Source organism: Micromonospora sp. CPCC 205561 (genome assembly GCF_036906775.1).
In the GTDB taxonomy this organism is placed as follows: Bacteria; Actinomycetota; Actinomycetes; order Mycobacteriales; family Micromonosporaceae; genus Micromonospora.
This window is the reverse complement of sequence record NZ_JBAKHV010000128.1, coordinates 1-955: the sequence shown is the minus strand read 5'-3', so window position 1 is coordinate 955 and position 955 is coordinate 1. Positions and strand designations below refer to the sequence as shown.

Below are 955 nucleotides of genomic sequence, written 5' to 3'. Positions count from 1 at the left end.
GTCGACCAGGCCGCCCCAGCGGTCCGGCTGTTCGAGGGCGACGACCCGGCCCAGGCCCCAGGCGAGGGCCGCCCAGACGTCGCCGACCCGCTCCCCGGCCGTGACCGGCATCGCGGTGCGGCTGAGTGCCCACACCCGTCCGGGCAGGCCGGTGTCGGTCAGGGCCCGGGTGAGGGTGAGCAGCACCGCCGTGCCGGCGGGCACCGCCGGCGTGTGCGCCGGCGGGTGGTCCTGGCGGGGCAGGACGCAGAGCACCCCGGCCCAGCCCTCCCCGCTGATCCGGCGCAGCCGATCGCCCAGGTCGGCGCGGGTGAGGGTGGACGGCACGGTCAGCGTGTCCACGCTGGCACCCGCCTGGGTGAGGATCTTCGCCACGCCCGCGTCGGCGCCGCTGTCGACGGTGACCACCAGCCACCGCCCGGCCAACCGGGTTGCCGGGGCCGGCCGCACCGGCTCCCATCCGACCCGGTACGACCACCCGTCCAGGGCAGTGTCCCGGGACCGGTGCTGACGCCAGCGCGCCAGCAGCGGCAGGGCCGGAGCGAGCGCGTCCAGGTCCTCGGTGTCGTCGCCGAGTTCGGCGGCGAGGGCGGTCAGGTCGCCACGCTCGACGGCGGCCCAGAACTCGGCGTCGCCGCCGCCCGGGGCGGCCTGCTTCGCGGGCCCGGCCTCCGGCCAGTAGCGCTGGTGCTGGAAGGCGTACGTGGGCAGGTCGACCCGCCGCGCCCCGGTGTCGGCGAACCACGGCTGCCAGTTCACCGGCGCCCCGTGCACGTGCAGCTCCGCCAGGGCGTGCAGCAGCGCATGCGCCTCCGGCCGGTCCCGACGCTGCACCGCGACAGCCAACACCGCGTCATCCTCGGGCAGCACGTCGACCGCCATCGCGGTCAGTACGCTCTGCGGTCCGACCTCCAGGAACGTGTCGACACCCGCCTCGCGCAGGGCCATGAGCCCG

The 955-nt window shown here is 76.8% G+C and carries 1 protein-coding gene; it reads right to left on the bottom strand.

Annotation, left to right across the window (positions count from 1 at the left end; translation table 11 throughout):
- The coding region (locus tag V6V16_RS27735; protein WP_334566892.1) for a hypothetical protein at positions 1-955 on the bottom strand (955 nt) is incomplete at both ends.